Source organism: Halomonas daqiaonensis, assembly GCF_900109725.1.
In the GTDB taxonomy this organism is placed as follows: Bacteria; Pseudomonadota; Gammaproteobacteria; order Pseudomonadales; family Halomonadaceae; genus Halomonas; species Halomonas daqiaonensis.
In genome coordinates this window covers 1-15,814 of record NZ_FOBC01000020.1, presented here as the reverse complement: position 1 = coordinate 15,814, position 15,814 = coordinate 1, and the positions used below count along the sequence as shown (strand labels likewise).

Annotated in this window: 11 protein-coding genes and 3 pseudogenes; 10 read left to right on the top strand and 4 right to left on the bottom strand. The window is 63.1% G+C overall.

All coding sequences use genetic code 11. From position 1 onward, the window contains the following. Window positions 1-10 precede the first annotated feature (10 nt). The 4 genes from BMY30_RS14440 to BMY30_RS14425 are packed head-to-tail and all read left to right on the top strand — an operon-like array spanning window position 11 to window position 4,260. A complete protein-coding gene (locus BMY30_RS14440) occupies window positions 11-1,132 on the top strand; it encodes a mandelate racemase/muconate lactonizing enzyme family protein (protein ID WP_089714949.1) in 1,122 nt (373 codons plus the stop codon). 29 nt (window positions 1,133-1,161) lie between these two features. Next, on the top strand, window positions 1,162-2,091 hold the full coding sequence (locus tag BMY30_RS14435; RefSeq protein ID WP_089714947.1) for a dihydrodipicolinate synthase family protein: 930 nt from the start codon (window positions 1,162-1,164) through the stop codon (window positions 2,089-2,091). Beyond that, the gene (locus BMY30_RS14430; protein ID WP_089714945.1) at window positions 2,084-3,103 is read left to right on the top strand and encodes a 2-hydroxyacid dehydrogenase; all 1,020 of its coding nucleotides are present in this window, start codon (window positions 2,084-2,086) and stop codon (window positions 3,101-3,103) included. Before BMY30_RS14435 ends, BMY30_RS14430 begins: the two co-directional genes overlap by 8 nt. Further along, window positions 3,100-4,260 carry an alpha-hydroxy acid oxidase gene (locus BMY30_RS14425; RefSeq protein ID WP_089714943.1) on the top strand — a complete coding sequence of 387 codons (1,161 nt, stop codon included), beginning with the start codon at window positions 3,100-3,102 and terminating at the stop codon, window positions 4,258-4,260. The genes BMY30_RS14430 and BMY30_RS14425 overlap by 4 nt, the downstream gene beginning before the upstream one ends. A 318-nt stretch (window positions 4,261-4,578) precedes the next feature. On the opposite strand, the pseudogene BMY30_RS14420 reads toward BMY30_RS14425, so the two are convergent. Further along, window positions 4,579-4,857: pseudogene (locus BMY30_RS14420) on the bottom strand (transposase); the annotation flags it as partial. Between BMY30_RS14420 and BMY30_RS14415 the strand changes: the two are divergent. Continuing rightward, window positions 4,856-5,126, top strand: a pseudogene (locus BMY30_RS14415) (integrase core domain-containing protein); the annotation flags it as partial. The pseudogenes BMY30_RS14420 and BMY30_RS14415 sit on opposite strands and share 2 nt — an antisense overlap. A gap of 37 nt (window positions 5,127-5,163) precedes the next feature. Here the strand turns inward: BMY30_RS14415 and BMY30_RS14410 are convergent. Beyond that, a complete protein-coding gene (locus BMY30_RS14410) occupies window positions 5,164-6,207 on the bottom strand; it encodes an AbrB family transcriptional regulator (protein WP_089714939.1) in 1,044 nt (347 codons plus the stop codon). A 43-nt stretch (window positions 6,208-6,250) separates the two neighbouring features. Continuing rightward, entirely contained in the window at window positions 6,251-7,150 is a 900-nt protein-coding gene (locus BMY30_RS14405) for a LysR family transcriptional regulator (RefSeq protein ID WP_089714937.1), read from the bottom strand. 195 nt (window positions 7,151-7,345) lie between these two features. On the opposite strand from BMY30_RS14405, the gene BMY30_RS14400 reads away from it, so the two are divergent. Genes BMY30_RS14400 through BMY30_RS14385 form a run of 4 tightly spaced genes read left to right on the top strand, consistent with a single transcriptional unit; the run spans window position 7,346 to window position 11,968 of the window. Beyond that, window positions 7,346-8,311 carry a TAXI family TRAP transporter solute-binding subunit gene (locus BMY30_RS14400; protein ID WP_089714936.1) on the top strand — a complete coding sequence of 322 codons (966 nt, stop codon included), beginning with the start codon at window positions 7,346-7,348 and terminating at the stop codon, window positions 8,309-8,311. Between the two features lie 21 nt (window positions 8,312-8,332). Continuing rightward, entirely contained in the window at window positions 8,333-10,231 is a 1,899-nt protein-coding gene (locus tag BMY30_RS14395) for a TRAP transporter permease (protein ID WP_089714934.1), read from the top strand. After that, window positions 10,228-11,631 (top strand): acyclic terpene utilization AtuA family protein, encoded by a 1,404-nt coding sequence (locus BMY30_RS14390; protein ID WP_089714932.1) that lies wholly within the window; start codon window positions 10,228-10,230, stop codon window positions 11,629-11,631. Before BMY30_RS14395 ends, BMY30_RS14390 begins: the two co-directional genes overlap by 4 nt. Continuing rightward, window positions 11,618-11,968, top strand: coding sequence for an AtuA-related protein (locus BMY30_RS14385; RefSeq protein ID WP_244516224.1), 351 nt, complete (start codon window positions 11,618-11,620; stop codon window positions 11,966-11,968). The genes BMY30_RS14390 and BMY30_RS14385 overlap by 14 nt, the downstream gene beginning before the upstream one ends. Window positions 11,969-12,559: 591 nt before the next feature. Here the strand turns inward: BMY30_RS14385 and BMY30_RS14380 are convergent. Next, window positions 12,560-15,346 carry a sensor domain-containing protein gene (locus tag BMY30_RS14380; RefSeq protein WP_089714929.1) on the bottom strand — a complete coding sequence of 929 codons (2,787 nt, stop codon included), beginning with the start codon at window positions 15,344-15,346 and terminating at the stop codon, window positions 12,560-12,562. A gap of 279 nt (window positions 15,347-15,625) precedes the next feature. On the opposite strand from BMY30_RS14380, the pseudogene BMY30_RS14375 reads away from it, so the two are divergent. After that, window positions 15,626-15,814, top strand: a pseudogene (locus BMY30_RS14375) (ISL3 family transposase); the annotation flags it as partial.

Here is a 15,814-nt window from a genome sequence, read left to right as displayed (position 1 = left end):
GGACTTCGTCATGACAACAATTACCGACGTGCGAGCCAGGACGGTCAACGTGCCGCTGGACAACCCCACCAGCTTTTCCAATCGCCAGGTGTTCAAGCGTGATTACGTGCTGGTCGAGGTGCAGGGCGACGACGGCCATGTCGGCATCGGCTTCTGCTACGGGGGCAACAATGCCGGCTCGCTGGTGGCGCATGCGGTGCGCGACCTGTTGCGGCCGGTGCTGATGGGCGCGGATGCGCATGCCACCGAAGCCCTGTGGCAGTCGATGTACCAGGAATCGCTGCTGCATGGCCGCTGCGGCTCGGTGATGCGCGCCATCAGCATCCTCGATACCGCCCTCTGGGACCGCAACGCCCGGGCGGCGGGCCTGCCGCTCTACAAGTACCTGGGCGCCAGCGACACCGACAGCGTGCCGGCCTATGCCAGCGGTGGCTACTACCTGGACGGCAAGACGCCCGCGATGCTGGGCGAAGAGATGGCCGCTTACGTTGCCCAAGGCTTCACTTCGGTGAAAATGAAAGTCGGCCGAGAGGATCTGGTCGGCGAGGAGTCGCGGCTGGCGGCGGTACGCGAGGCCGTAGGCCCCAACATCCAGGTGATGATGGATGCCAACAACGCCTGGCGGGACCTGCCCTCGGCGCTGGCCTTCATGCGCATGGCCGAGCCCTACAACCCCTTCTGGATCGAGGAACCCTTCAGCCCGGACGACATCGATAACCACCGCCGTCTTGCGGAGCGTACCCCGGTCCCGGTGGCCACCGGCGAGATCGAGGCCGGACGCTGGCGCTTTCGCGAGCTGCTGGAGAAGGAAGGCGCCATGATCCTGCAGACCGACGCCGCTGTATGCGGCGGGATCACCGAGTTTCGCCGTATCGCCGCCACGGCGGCGAGCTTCGGCGTGGATATCTATCCGCACTGGTTCCACGACCTGCACATCCATCTCGTCGCCTCGGCACCCAACGTGCGCATGGTAGAGTTCTTCGCTGACGATCAGGTGCTCAATTTCCGACGTCTGGTGGACACCCAGCTGGAATTCGTCGATGGCCGGTTGCGGTTGCCGACCACGCCCGGCCTGGGGTTCGGCTTCGATCAGGAAGCGCTGGACCGCTACGCCATTGAAGGCTGGCACTGATGGGCGGTGACCCGCACAAGGAGAACGTCATGTCCCAAACGCGAGGAGACGTCTGGTCTCCGGTAATCACTCCCTTTGGCGCCGACCTGGCGGCGGATATCCGGCGCTTCGTCGCACACTGCCAGTGGCTCGTCTCACACCGGGTCGGACTCGCGGTGTTCGGCACCAACTCCGAGGCCAACTCGTTGACAGTTGGAGAGAAGCAGCAACTGCTGGGCGCCCTGGTGGAGGGTGGTGTCGACCCGGCACGCCTGATGCCCGGTACCGGACAATGCGCCATCGGCGACAGCGTGGCGCTGACCCGCGAGGCCGTGGCAGCGGGCTGTGCAGGCGTTTTGATGCTGCCGCCTTTCTACTACAAGGGCGTCAGCGACGAGGGATTGTTTCGTTTCTATAGCGAGGTGATCGAGCGGGTGGGCGATTCCCGGCTGCGGCTCTATCTCTACCACATTCCCCCCGTCGCCCAGGTGCCGCTGTCACTCGAGTTGATCGAACGCCTGCGTGACGCCTTCCCCGGTACCATTGCCGGGATCAAGGACAGTGGGGGCGACTGGTCGCATACCCAGGCGCTGATCGATAGCTTTGCTGGCGACGACTTCGCCGTCTATGCCGGCAGCGAACGTTTCCTGCTGGATACCCTTCGAGCCGGTGGCGCCGGTTGCATCAGTGCCACCGCCAACGTCAACCCGGGCGCCATCGCGGGGCTTGCCGCGAGTTGGCAGGTCGAGGACGCCGACGATCGTCAGCAGGCGCTCAACGTGCTGCGCGACCTCTTCGAGCGCTATCCACTGATTCCCGCCATGAAGGCCGCCACGGCGCACTTTTCCGGGGTGGCCGATTGGCGTCGCGTGCGTCCACCGCTGGTCGAGCTGGATGATGAGCGCGCTGCGACGCTTGTATCCTCCTTGGAGGAAATGGGGTTCCGCATGGAGGGGTTGGGGGCGGCGAGTCATGGGTGAGACGTCCAGGCCCTGGCGTGTCGTCGCCGTGCGCCGGCTCAGCGAGGCGCAGTTGGCAGAGCTGTCTGCGGTCGCCGATGTCGAGTACTTCGAAGAGGTTACCGATGAAAACCGCGCCGATTTTCTTGCCGCCCTGTCGCGTGCCCACGGGCTTATCGGCGGCAAGCTGGAACTCGACGAGGCGATGCTGACCGAGGCACCGGCGCTGCAGGTGGTATCGACCATCTCGGTGGGCTACGACCATCTGCCGCTCGCGGCCATGAACCGGCGCGGCATCCTGTTGTGCAACACACCGAATGTGCTGACCGAGACCACGGCGGACACGGCATTTGCGCTGATCATGGCGACCCAGCGTCGCCTGGTGGAGCTGGCTAACCGGGTTCGAGATGGCGAGTGGCAGACACATGTCGGCCGCGAGCATTTCGGGGTCGACGTGCATGGCAAGACCCTGGGCATCGTGGGAGCCGGGCGGATCGGTGCGGCGATCGCTCGGCGAGGTGCGATGGGCTTCGGCATGCCTATCCTCTATACGGCAGCTTCTTCGAAGCCCGAGCTGGAGGCCAGCCTTGGCGCGCGGCGTCTCGAGCTCGACGCTCTTCTAGCGGAGTCGGATATCGTATGCCTCAGTGTGCCCTACAATGACGACACCCATCACCTGATCGATGCCGCAGCCCTGGCGCGGATGAAGCCCTCGGCTGCGCTGATCAACGTGGCGCGGGGCAAAGTCGTCGACGAACCGGCGCTGATCGAAGCCCTTCAGCGTGGGGGAATTCGCGCCGCCGGGCTCGATGTTTTCGCCGAGGAGCCGCTGCTGGCGAGATCGCCGCTGACCGCCATGGACAACGTGGTGGCCACCCCGCATATCGGCTCGGCGACCCACGAGACTCGCGAGGCCATGGCTCAGCTGGCGGTGGACAATCTGGTGGGAGCGCTGGCCGGGGACGGTCCGCTCACGGCTATCAATGAGGACGCCTGGCGAAAGTCGACCGTGGCGTCGGGAGGCGCGCGATGAGTGCTCGTCGGTTGGCGCGCATCCTCAGCCTCGATGACTTCGAACGGGCAGCGCGACGACACCTGCCGCGGCCACTGTTTGGCTATGTGGCCAGCGTGGCCGAGGATGGCGGTACCGCCCAGGCCAGCCGCGAGGCCTTCGATAACTACGCCTTCCTGCCGCGAGTGCTGGTGAACGTCTCCGAGGTGTCTACCGAGACAGAGCTCTTCGGGCGCCGCTATGCCTACCCTTTCGGTATCGCGCCCATGGGTATCAGCGCCCTGACGGCCTATCGCGGCGATCGGGCGCTGGCCCGCGCGGCGACTGACGCCGGGATCCCCATGATCGTCAGTGGGACCTCGCTGATCCCCATGGAGACGCTGGCGGGGCAGGACGGCTCGGACTGGTTCCAGGCCTATCTGCCCGGTACCCCGAAGGAGATCGACGCACTGCTGGCGCGCGTCGAGCGAGCCGGGTTCACCAAACTGGTAATCACCGTAGACTACGCTGTACCGCCCAATCCCGAGAATCATCGGCGTGCTGGCTTCTCATCGCCGCTGCGGCCCAGCCTGCGCCTGGCCCGGGATGGCCTGGTGCGACCGCGCTGGCTGTTTGGGACCTTCCTGCGCACCCTGTGGCTTCACGGTGTACCGCACTTCGAGAACAGCACGGCGACCCGTGGCGTGCCGGTGCTGGCGAAGAACGTCAACCGGGACTTCTCGGGGCGCCGGCATCTCGACTGGTCGACACTGGAGCGGGTTCGCGCGCGTTGGCCCGGCACGCTGGTGGTCAAGGGTATCCTGCATCCCGAGGACGCGCGGCGGGTGGTGGCGGTGGGCGCCGATGGCCTGATCGTCTCCAATCACGGCGGTCGTCAGCTCGATGACACCATAGCGCCACTGACCATGCTGCCCGAGGTACTGGAAGCGATAGACGGGGCCGTGCCGGTGATGATCGACGGCAGCTTCCGCCGCGGCAGCCAGGTGCTGAAGGCGTTGTCGCTTGGGGCCAGCTTCGTGTTCCTGGGTCGCCCGTTCAACTACGCGGCGAGCATTGGCGGCGAAGCCGGCGTCGCCAAGGCCGTGACGCTGCTCGGTGAGGAACTCGAGCGCAACATGTCGCTGCTAGGCGTGACGAATATTGAGGCTCTTGGCCCGCATTATCTGCGGCGTTTGTAAAGAGCAACCAATGAAAACGGCACCTGAGTTCCTCGAGGTGTTTTTTTGGCTTTGGGACATCAACGCCATGATTCTGTGCTTTCTCACGGTGGCGGCGAGAAAACTGCAGATGATTTACCGATTACTGAGGCTGGCTGAGTCTTATAGGTAGTCAAATTAATTAAGTATAGCGCTGCTCCTCGAGCCTGACGTAAAATTAGTTCAAGGACGGGATGTTTTACCCATGCCGACTTTGGCTCTATAACTTCTAGCAATATATTAAAAGATAGTCCAAGTAGCACCTTGGAGTTACCCCGGTTCAGTGGACGGTACACGGCTTTAGCCTGAGGCTGCCGCATGCTGACGCTCGAACTGTATAGGACTGGCATAGCCAAACGCCGAGTGCCGGCGATGTGGGTTGTACCATCCTTCGATGAACGCGAAGACCGCCTGCTTCGCCTCTGCCGGCGTGGCGAACTGCTTCCTGTCGAGCAGTTCGCATTCCAGGGTGGCAAAGAAGCTCTCGGCCATCGAGTTATCATAGCAAACTCCGACCGACCCCCTCGAGGGCCAAACGGCGTCCTTCCGGCAGCGCTCACCGTAGGCGATAGGAGTGTATCCGTCACGTGATTACCGCGCCACACTGGATCGGTACGGGTTCCAGGCCCCGATGTGCCGCAAAGGGAACTGCTGGGACAATGCGGTCATGGAGCGCTTCTTCCACTCACTGAAAAAGCGAGTGGCTGGTAGGCCAGCGGTATGCGAGCCGACAGGCAGCACGGCGGGACGTGATCGACTACATCGAGAGTGAGTACAACAGCTGCCGGCTCCACTCGACCCTGGGCTACCAGACGCCGAGGGAGGTTGAATTGGCAGCTGCGGCTTGAAAATGTGTCCGCTCTGACTTGACCAGAACAAAGCAGGCTAGTCACGCACCAGCTGGAAATGCTTTAACAACACAGGCAACACCAGTATCAGCACCGTGATGCGAAGAAGGTGGTGCGAGGTCACGAAGGCCGGGTCAATGCCCAGCGATAGCGCAACGAGACTAAGTTCGGGCGCGCCGCCCGGCATATAGGCGAGCAGTGCCGCCGCCAGCGACACCCCGGTCAGTGCGTGGATACCCCACGCCGCCAAAATGGCGATCAGCAGCAGTATCACTGCTTGGAGTGTGGCCATGGTAAGGGTGTGTCCCACCTCGGCCAGTGAGGTTCCGGTAAAGCGAACTCCCACCGAGATGCCAATCACGATTTGGGCCATGGCGATAAGGGTGGGAGGGAGCACCGCATGGGTCAGACCCGACAGGTGCAGACCTGCTGAGATCAAGGCGGGGCCGAACAGCAGGGCGTTGGGAAGGCGTAGCCGCTGCCCCAACAAGACGCCGAGCGTACCGGCAACGGCGAGCCACGCCGCATCCGTGAGGCTGGGCAGCCACAACCATTGGTTCAGGCTCATGCCGGTGGGTTGCAAGCTGACATGGCCAACCCACTTTAATACTGGTGGGATGGCAGCCAGCAAGATCAGGATACGCACAGCATGCGTCATGCCAACGACGCGCAGGTCGGCGTTCGAGTCCAGCGCCATGCCGGTAACCGCCGAAACGCCTCCGGGCACGCCCGCATAGAGGGCAGTATCCAGCGAATGGTGGGCTATTCGTCGCGAAAACCAGACGGAAAAAACCATCATCACGGCAGTGGCCAGCAGCATGATGACGAGACTGGCCCCCCATAAAGATAGGTCGCCGGACATATCCGGCGTGAATGCCGAACCCAGCATCACACCGATCACCACCAAAACGCCCTTACGGGCATGTCCCGGCGAGCGCAGCCGGCAACCCAGGAGACTCGCGACCGTGGTGGCGAGCATGGCGCCGAGCAGCCAGGGCAGCGGCATTTGTAGCCAGTAGGCGAAGCCACCACCAACCAGACCCAAGACCAATGTCGGCAGGAAGCGGCAAAAGGGAGCCATCCGTTGCGCTATCGTTGTGTTCAAACCATTAAGACCCACTAGTTCAGGCGTCCTTTACACGGGCGGCATCGATGATCATCTCGCGAAGGGCCGCTGCAGCGGTGGAGAGTGCATGCCGACGACGCTGGACGATGCCGAGGGGACGACTTACGTCGGGAGATACCAGCGGACGGTAGTCGATGCCGTGGCCGGCGATCTGGCGGAAGCTGAGCTTCGGCAGGACGCTGATGCCCACCCCGGCCGCCACCATGCGCCCCACGGTGGCGATCTGGCTGGCATCGCAGATGATATCGAGTGGCTCGCCCACCTCGGCCATGATGCGGTCGATATCCTGCCGCGAGCTGGAGAGCCGGTTGATGCCGATGAAAGGGTGGCCGGCCAGTTGGTGCCAAGTGACCTCTGGTCGTTCAAGCAGCGGGTGACCCAGTGGGCAGACGGCCACGTAGCGGTCCTCCAGCACCGGCTCGAAGGCGAGATCCTCCGATTCGAAAGGCGGCACCGAGAGCCCCAGGTCGGCCCGCCCTTCGCGCACCATCATGTTCACCTGCTCGGCAAGCACGTCGTGCAGGGCGAAATTGATGCGTGGATAGCGGTCGTGGAAGGCGGCGATGACGTCCGGCAGCAGCCCGGCGGCCAGGGTGGGCAGCGCCGCGACTGAGACCTTGCCGCGCTTCTTCGAGAACAACTCGTCGAGATCCTCGAAGGCGTCGGTCCAGTCATGCAGCAGGCGTATCGCCACCGGCAGGAAGGCTTCGCCTTCCGGCGTGAGGGTGAGCTGGCGGGTGCTGCGCGAGAACAGGGCACCGCCCACCGTCTCCTCCAGTTTACGCAGGGCTATCGAGATGGCCGGCTGGGAGAGGTGGATGCGCTCGCTGGCCTCGGCCAGGCTGCGCGACTGTGCCACCGCGACGAAGGCGTCGAGCTGTCGGATGCTGGGATTCATTTAGAAAGTAAAACAGGTTTTAAAAACAATTCAATGTACAAAATTGGGAGCGGCAACCACGCTGAGCTGAGTGGCGCTCTCCCAACGCACCTTCCTGAAGTGCCGCCGGGTGGATCGTGGACCGCCACGAGACGCTGTTTCACCTCATGAATTGTCACAACAACAAGCCCGTAACCGGGCCAGGAGCCAACCACCATGAAAACGTTGCTTACCGCCGTGGCCGCCAGTGCCGCACTTCTCGCCGCCGCTTCCGCCCCTGCCCAGGAACGACTGCTGATCGGCTCGACCTCCAGCTCGTCGAGCCACTATGGCTACTTCGTGGCGGTCAACCAGATCATCAACAGTGAACTCGAAGGCGTCAGCTCTTCCGTTGCCGAGACCGGTGCCACCGTCGATAACCTGCGCCGGCTCAGCCGCGACCAGATGGACATGGGGCTGGTGACCACCAACACCGGCTATCACGCCTACGCCGGCCAGGGCGATTTCGAGGAGCGTCCGGTGGATACGCGACTGCTGTGGGTCTACACCGTGGCGCCGCAGAATGTGGTGATGCGTGAGGATGCCGGGGTCGAGAGCATGCAGGAACTGGACGGGGTGCGCCTCAACCCGGGCATCACCGGCTCGGCCACCGAGAGCACCACCGAGGCGGTCATGAAGACGCTGGGGATCACCCCCGACTACGTGCGCGGCTCTACCACCGACGTGGTCGACTCCATCAAGGATGGTCGCATTGCCGGCTACGTGAAGTCCGGCGTGGGCAATCGCCTTGACGGTTCGACCATGGACATCGCCACCTTCACACCGATCAATGTGCTGTCGCTCACTGACGAGCAGGCCGATACCCTGCGCAGCGAGATGCCCGATATCGCGGTCGTGGACATTCCCGAGGGCGCCGCCGACGGCATTCCGGCCTTCACCACCTGGGCCTTCGGCGTGGCCGTTCACGCGCATCCGGACATGGATGAAGAGACCGCCTACCAGATCGTCAAGGCGGTGATGGAGAATCCCGAGCCCCAGGCCAACGCTTTCTCCGCGATCAAGGATGCCGACATGGCGCAGATGACCCTCGATGTCGGTACCGTACCGCTGCATGCCGGCGCCGCACGCTACTTCGAAGAGCAAGGCATGGAAATCCCCGATGCCCTGCAGCCCGTCGAATAACGACCGCTTCAGGAGCTTTCCGTGCGCGAGCATCTGACCCGGGGACTGGCCCTCACGCTGGGTGGGCTGATTCTGTATACCGCCGCCACTGGCCCCTTCGAGAGCTTGATCCAGCGCAGCATCTTCCTTGCGCTGGTGATCCTGCTGGGGCTGACGGTCTATCCGCTGGGGGCCGGCACGCGCTGGCGCCCCCTGGGCATCGCCCTCGATCTCGTCCTGGCGGTGGGGGCCGTGCTCGCCTGTGGCTACGTGGCGATGAACGCCGAGCGCATCCTGGTGGAGCTGCCCTGGGCGTCGACCCGCGACATGCTCTTCACCGGGGTGCTGCTGGTGGCGATCCTCGAGCTGTCGCGGCGCGCCATCGGCCTGATCTTTCCACTGCTGGTGGTGGCCGGCCTGGGCTATGCCTGGTTCGGCGCCGCCATTCCCGGCCCGATGGGGCACCGCGGCTTCGACCTGGTCTACATCACCGAGACCATCTACCTCGGTGATCTCGGGGTCTGGGGCATGCTGACGGGCGTGGCCGCGACCACCATTGCCGCTTTCGTGCTGTTCGGCAGCCTGCTGTTGCACACGGGCGGCGGTCAGACCTTCATGGCTCTGGCGCTGCGCATCAGCGGCCGTTCCCCAGGCGGGGCCGCCAAGGTGGCCACGGTCGCCTCGGGGCTCTTCGGCATGGTCAGCGGCAGCGCGGTGGCCAACGTGGCCACCACCGGCAACTTCACCATTCCCATGATGAAGCGGCTCGACTACCCACGACCCTTCGCCGCTGCCGTGGAGGCCGTGGCCTCGACGGGTGGTCAGATCGCGCCGCCGATCCTCGGGGCGGCGGCCTTCATCATGGCCGAGATCCTCGGCGAGAGTTACCTGCGTATCGCCCTGGCGGCGCTGCTGCCGGCGATCCTGTTCTACCTGGGGGTCTTCCTGACCATCCATCTGGTCGCACAGCGGCGCAACCTGCGTGTGGTGCCGGCCGATGAGCTGCCCGGCTGGCGCGACGTGCTGCGCCCCGAGCGCATCGTGCCGATCCTCGCGGCACTGGGCGGTCTCTTCTTCGGCGTGCTCAACGGTCGTTCCATCCAGCTTTCGGCCTTCTACGGCATCATGATGACGGTGTTCACCTTCGTGCCCTTTGCCCTGCTGGCAAGAACGCCGTTACAGGAGATCCTCGGCAAGCTGCTGTCGGGATTGATGGATGCCGGCAGAGGCATGGTGATCATCGGTGTGCTGCTGGCCGGGGCGCAGATCCTGGTGGCGATGATCGGCATGACCGGTATCGGCGTGACGCTCGCCAGCCTGATCGTCAACGTCGGCGGCGAGTCGCTGTTCCTGGTGGCGGGTATCGTCGGCGGCGTGTGCCTGATCCTGGGGATGGGCATTCCCACCACCGCGGCCTACGTGCTGGTGGCCTCGGTGCTGGCACCGGCGCTGACCACCATCGGCGTGGAGCCTCTGATCGCACATCTCTTCGTGTTCTACTTCGCTACCCTCTCGGTCATCACACCGCCGGTGTGCGTGGCGGTGTTTGTCGCCTCGGGTATCGCCGGCACTAACTGGCTACCGGCGGCCGGTGAGGCCGTGCGCCTGGCAGCGGCGATCTACGTCATTCCCTTCCTGCTGCTGATCTATCCGGCGCTGGCCGGCTTCAGTGGGGCGGTCGATATCGCGCTGGCGATCTGCCAGGGCGTGGTCTTCGTGATCGCCTTCGCCTCGCTGATGTCACGCGTGGCGATAACCGGCAAGCGCGCCCTGGATATCATCGGTCTGATCGTGGTGATCGGCCTGGCACTGACGCCGGGCTGGCTGACGACGGTGGCGGCACTGCTGGCACTGGCGGGGATGTATGCGCTGCGACGGCGTCGGCCGATAGCCGCTGGCCCCACACCGCGCGATATGCCCGCCAAGGAGACATCCCCATGACCTTTCTGCTGGGCAGCGGTGCCGGCTTCTCCGGTGACCGCACCGATGCGGCGATTCCCGTGGTGGCCGAGCTGATCCGCCGCGGCCAGCCCGCCGCTCTGCTCTTCGAGACCCTGGGGGAGCGAACCCTGGCTGCCGCCCACCGCGCGCGGCATGACGATCCCGACGCTGGCTTCGAGCCGTTGCTCGACGAGCTGCTGGAGCCCGTGCTCGACGACTGCCTGGCCAACGGCATCGCCATCCTAGGCAACTTCGGTGCCGCCAATCCAGCAGGAGCCTGCGAACGGGTAAAGCTGCTTGCCGAGCAGGCGGGGCGGGCTGATATTCGCATCGGTCACGTGCAGGGCGACGACATCCGCTCGCGCCTCTCCCGTATCGATCTGCAGCGCTGGGAGGGGGAGAGCGGCGAGATGCCCGGTGAGGAGGCGCTGATCTCGGCCAACGTATACCTTGGTGCCGCGCCTCTGGTCGAGGCGCTGGCACTGGGTGCCGAGGTGGTCGTGACCGGTCGCGTGGCCGACCCGTCGCTGTTCCTGGCCCCGCTGATGCACCACTTCGGTTGGGCCTGGAACGATTGGGACCGCCTGGCGGCGGGCACGATGGCAGGGCACCTGGGCGAGTGCGGGTCCCAGGTGAGTGGCGGCTACTTCGCCGACCCGGGGCTCAAGGACGTGCCTGACCTGGCCACGGTGGGCTATCCCATCATCGAAGTGGAGGAGGATGGCAGCCTGGTGGTGACCAAGCCGCCCGACACTGGCGGCTGCGTGACCGAGCGCACGGTGAAGGAGCAGCTGCTCTACGAGGTCCACGACCCGAGCGGCTACCTGACGCCGGACGTGATCGTGGATCTCTCCGGCGTCAGGGTTCGCGAGATCGGTCCCGACCGGGTCGCGGTCAGCGGCATCCGCGGCAGGCCCGCGCCGGAGCGGCTCAAGACTACCGTGTGCTACGCCGGCGGTTGGCAGGGCGAGGCCGAGATCTCCTACGCCGGCCCCAATGCGTTCGGGCGAGCGCGGCTGGCGGCCGAGGTGCTGCGCGAACGGCTCACCTTTCGCGCGCCCTCCGAGTTGCGCTCGCGGTTTGACATCATCGGGCACACCAGCGTCTTCGACAGCGATACCGGCGACCTGCAACGGCATACAGCGGGACAGGAGAACGGCGACTACCGACTGCGGCTCGCGGTGGGGCACCCGGAGCGGCGCTGGGTGGAGCGAGCGACTCAAGAGCTGCTGGCGCTCTATTGCGCCGGCCCGGCCGGCGGGGGCGGTGTGCGACGTCAGTTCCAGCGACGAATCTGCACGGCCTCCTACCTGGTCAAGCGCAGCGACGTCGAGGCCTTCGCCACCCTGTATGGCACCCCGCTGAATGACCAAAGGAGTCACGGCCATGGCGCCCAGTGATGATGTGAACATGATCTCGCTGCACCGCCTGGCGCACGCCCGTGCCGGCGACAAGGGCGAGCGGCTCAACCTGGCGCTGTTCGCCTACGATCCCCGTCACTACGAGATTCTGCTCGCTCAGGTCACCGAGGGTCGGGTACAGGCGCTGTTCGCCCACCGCGGCGTCAGCCAGGTGCGGCGCTATCCATTGCCGGGTCTCGCCGGGATGAACCTGGTGCTCGACGATGTGCTGCAGGGCGGGGTCAATGGGGCGTTGAATCTGGACGGTCACGGCAAGACGCTCTCCTTTCTGTTGCTCGGCATGGAGATCGCCTTGCCGACAGTGCTTGAAGAGTGAACAGGAGTGGCCCAAACTGGTCAGGGTGAACTCGTCGAGGATCCGACCTTTCTCTTCACGAGATCCCTGCGCAAAGCGCTCTCGCAGAACGCCAATCAGCTCTTGCCTGCCAGGGGTTACTTTGGGTAACCATTTCGGCGAGGCAATGCGTAGGTCAAGGTAGTTGACGTCGCATACCTGATATACTCACACCGAGCTTAGCAGCCTGGTGGCTGTCTTATGGGAATCTCTGAGGTGCTCTCACACGGGACTATCAGTAAATCTCGGGTATTAAGTTACCGTAGCAATCACCTACAGGTTCCATCAAAGTTCGAACGCCGGCCTGGGGCACCTTGGACGGAGTAGTTTAGGACACCCTCGGGACGCCGCTGAGTGAGTGCCATTTCCAGCACGTCCAGCATTAACCGTGTTTCATGTCCGTGGTCATGGCCCAGCCCACAGCCAACGATGCGGCGGCTGAACACGTCCAGCACGACCGCCAAGTACATGTAGTCAAGCAGCATGCCGTGTCAGGTTGTGTTAGCGGGCCGGTCCCACGCGAGCGTATTCGCTTACGTCAAACTGGCAACTCGCGAGCCAAGCGTCTGCAACTTACGCTATCCCGAATGGCACTTGAAACGGAAATTTAAGTGCCCAAATGCTTTCAGGATCAAGAGGTTTTGCAAAAAGATAGCCCTGACCCGCCAAGCAGCCTGCTTGTAGCAGATCTTGGTGCTGAGCCGGCGTTTCTATCCCCTCTGCCAAGACCTGAAATCCCAACTTGCTACCGAGAGTCATGACCGTCTCGACGAGCGCTCGAGCCTTGTTATCTTCCGGGAGCCCGTCCACGAAGCTGCGATCGATTTTCAACCGGTCCACGGGCAAATCCTTGAGATAACCCAGGGAGCTGTAGCCGGTTCCGAAATCATCGATCGCTATGTGAATACCTCTATATCGAAGGGCATCCAAGGTCTTGGAGACTGATATGCTGGGATCAACCAGCGAGGATTCTGTCAGTTCCAATTCCAACCGGGTGGGCGGTAGCCCGGTTTTATTGAGCACTCGATCGACCTGGGCAATCAAACTGTTGCTATTCAGTTGCTGTGAAGAGATGTTGACCGCCATACGACCAAAATCCCAACCATCGGCCAACCACTGCACAGCTTGTCGGCACGCCGTTTCCAGGACCCACTCCCCAAGTTTATGGATCAATCCACTCTGCTCGGCCACGGGGATGAACCGAGCGGGGGAGATCCACCCCTCATCCGGATGGGGCCAGCGGGCCAGGGCCTCCAGGCCCAGGCACTGGCCGGAGTGAAGGTCCACCTGGGGCTGATAGTGGACCGCCAGTTGATTCCACTCCAGGGCCCGGGCAAGTTCCGTCCCGAGATATATTCGTTCGCGCGCGGCCTCGCCCACCTCTTTGGCGAAGAAGGCGAACCGCTGCCCCGCGTCCTTGGCCGAATACATCGCCCCGTCTGCCTGCATGATCAATGAAGAGGCAGATTCCAAGGGGGCACACCCTATGGCGATGCCTATGCTGGCGGTCAATCGGAATTCCTGAGTCCCGATGACCAAGGGGGCTTCCAGTACATCCAGGACCCGCTCGGCCAGCGGGGAGGCGGCTGTGGGATCCGCCAGATCTCGGACAAGCAGGAGCAACTCGTCGCCGCCCCATCGGGCCAGGGTGTCATCTTCTTTCAGGAGACCTTTGACGCGGGTGCCCAGCGCCCTCAAGGCTTGATCGCCGATGTCGTGGCCGAAACCGTCGTTCAGCGCCTTGAAGTCATTCATGTCCAGCAGGAGGACCGCAAAGGTTTCGCCCGAACGACGCGCTTGGAGCACGGCCTGTTCCAGGCGGTCCTTGAATAGGCGACGATTGGGCAGCCCGGTGAGGGGGTCGTGATTGGCCAGGTATTCCCACTGTTGTTCGGCGTGCTTGATCCGGGAGAGATCAGTCAGAATGGAAACGTAGTGGGTAATAGTGCCGGCTTCATCCTTGATCGAATTGATGGTCTGCCAGGTGGGGAATACCTCCCCATCCTTGCGCCGACTCCAGATTTCTCCCTGCCAGCGATCTTGCTCCTTTAACTGGGCCCATAGCGGCTCATAGATATTGCCCCCGGGTGCGTCGAATTGCAGAAAGCTGGGGGTACACCCCCGAACCTCATCCTCCGAATATCCAGTGATCGTGGTAAAGGCCGGGTTCACCGCCGAGATGCGATCTTCGGCATCGGTGATGATGACACCTTCACCGACCGCCTCGAACGCGGCTCCCCACTCGGCCAGTCGAGTTTTCAGCTCCTTGCGCTCGGTGATGTCCTGGAAGGTTCCGAGCAGGCGAACGGTTTTGCCATCCTGGATCTCCGGCTGGGCCTGGATGCGGACCCATATGGTCCGTCCCTTTCCGGTTTGGAGTTGGGTGTCAAAATCAGCCGTTACGCCATGATCGATGGCGTGTTGCAGGTTTGTGCGTACCTGTTGGTAGCTTTCGCCCTTGTAGAAACGGGGCAAGGCCTCATTCAGGGGAGGCGCAGGCTCGGTGCGGTCGACTTCGAGAATATCCCGGGTCACGGAGGTCCACCATAGTTCCCCGGTGATCATGTCAGTTTCCCAGCCCCCTACACGGGCCACTCGGTTGGTGCGCTCCAACAGGTCCTCGTTCTCCTTCAGAGCTCGCTCAGCCGCCACCTGACCGGTAATGTCATGGAGATGAACCAGCCAGGCGGGGTCGCCCTCCCACTCGCTCTGCACGTCGTAGATTTCCAGCGTCCGTGGCTCATCGCCGGCGGGTTGGACTTCGAGAATCTGCCCGGTCGAGCAAGGAATCGGAATCCTGAGGTTCTGGTCAATCAGATGTTCCTGCGAATCCCCCAGTAACTCGCACGCACGTGGGTTAGCATAGCGAATGGTCCCCTGTCCCTGAATCACTACCAAGCCCTCGCGGGTATGAGAGAGGATGGATTCAAGTTGCTGTTCGTGAGCCTTGGCTGTTTCGTCAGCCAGGCGCCTATGGCTGATGTCGTGGTGGATCACCAACGCGTAATTTCTGCCCTGATCCTGGTAACGGCTGGCAGTGAGCCGAAACCATCGGCGTTCCGAGGGAGAATGGCAGGGGACCTCCCATTCCAGGGAATGGGAGGTCCCCTTCAGAACGTCTTCCATCTGCAGGGGTAGATCGCCAACATCATCGCCGAGGACACTCGGACATACAGCGAGATAGTTCTCTCCGAGATAGGCGTGAGAGGCACCCCCGTTCGCCAGGGCGAACGCCCGCCAATGAGCGTTAACAGCGAGGATGGTGCCACTCTCATCGATGAGAACGGCAGAATCGGGAAGCGCTTCCAGCCAAGGGGGAGCACGCGCAGCGACGAATTTTGCGGATGGGGGAACAGGCATGGGATCGTCTCACCTAGGGGTACGAGTATCTTCGAAAGCGACTTATCGGCGTTTTACCACCACGCTACGCGTTGAAAGGTCTTAAACATAGCGGCATCTAGTGGCGCCTATAGTGCAAAGATCTGTCCATTGCACTGATCTTACCCAGCATTTTTTTGGTTCTACGCAGACTGGCGTGAAAACGAAGTGATCTTAGGCAGTAGCGGGATAGAGTAACGGCGGTAAATCCGAGTAAGCTGATATTCGCCAAAACGTCAGCCTACGGATACCGCCGTTGCCATGGATGCTACCCCGCTCTACCTGTTCTGGAAAGGGTTCACCGTTACCCACCACGAGTTTTTGGATCCTCAGACGCTGCGGCTCCAGCTGGAACCCGATGACCGGATTCCCCCTGTCTGCAGCGGCTGCGATCATGCCTGTTTCCTGGTGCATGACGTGCATCGCCGGCGCGTCCGTGAGGCACCGCTG

Bases quoted from the DNA above. Each gene is read 5' to 3' on its own strand.
- BMY30_RS14440 (WP_089714949.1), top strand. From the start codon at position 11: ATGACAACAATTACCGACGTGCGAGCCAGGACGGTCAACGTGCCGCTG.
- BMY30_RS14435 (WP_089714947.1), top strand. From the start codon at position 1,162: ATGTCCCAAACGCGAGGAGACGTCTGGTCTCCGGTAATCACTCCCTTT.
- BMY30_RS14430 (WP_089714945.1), top strand. From the start codon at position 2,084: ATGGGTGAGACGTCCAGGCCCTGGCGTGTCGTCGCCGTGCGCCGGCTC.
- BMY30_RS14425 (WP_089714943.1), top strand. From the start codon at position 3,100: ATGAGTGCTCGTCGGTTGGCGCGCATCCTCAGCCTCGATGACTTCGAA.
- BMY30_RS14410 (WP_089714939.1), bottom strand. From the start codon at position 6,207: ATGGCTCCCTTTTGCCGCTTCCTGCCGACATTGGTCTTGGGTCTGGTT.
- BMY30_RS14405 (WP_089714937.1), bottom strand. From the start codon at position 7,150: ATGAATCCCAGCATCCGACAGCTCGACGCCTTCGTCGCGGTGGCACAG.
- BMY30_RS14400 (WP_089714936.1), top strand. From the start codon at position 7,346: ATGAAAACGTTGCTTACCGCCGTGGCCGCCAGTGCCGCACTTCTCGCC.
- BMY30_RS14390 (WP_089714932.1), top strand. From the start codon at position 10,228: ATGACCTTTCTGCTGGGCAGCGGTGCCGGCTTCTCCGGTGACCGCACC.
- BMY30_RS14385 (WP_244516224.1), top strand. From the start codon at position 11,618: ATGGCGCCCAGTGATGATGTGAACATGATCTCGCTGCACCGCCTGGCG.
- BMY30_RS14380 (WP_089714929.1), bottom strand. From the start codon at position 15,346: ATGCCTGTTCCCCCATCCGCAAAATTCGTCGCTGCGCGTGCTCCCCCT.